This is a genomic window from Bacillus sp. SIMBA_154 (genome assembly GCF_046536015.1).
GTDB classification, from domain to species: domain Bacteria; phylum Bacillota; class Bacilli; order Bacillales; family Bacillaceae; genus Bacillus; species Bacillus pumilus_P.
Window position 1 is genome coordinate 1 of record NZ_JAWJBV010000326.1, and the last position, 266, is coordinate 266.

General features: G+C 35.0%; 1 protein-coding gene. It reads right to left on the bottom strand.

Going from position 1 to position 266, the window contains the following annotated elements; genetic code table 11:
• A partial coding sequence (locus R0K30_RS22235; protein WP_410613043.1) for a hypothetical protein occupies positions 1-266 on the bottom strand: 266 nt, incomplete at both ends.

A 266-nucleotide genomic window follows, 5' to 3' on the forward strand; every position in this document is an offset into this window, starting at 1 on the left:
GGCGAAAAGTGATAAGAAGTTACAACACTCTCATTATCCTTAATACAAATATGATTGATGCCATTTTGGTACGTATCTGTAAGAAATCCCATCGACCTCACACCAAAAATATTAAAACCACTTTTACCAATTGGTAAGCTCTGATTGCAATGTTGATGTCCATGGACAACCAAATTAACTCCTAGTTTATCAAAGCAATATAATGCAGGATAAGAATTTCTAATTGCAGAGACAGCAGCTTTAAATTGCCCAACAAAGTGATGATG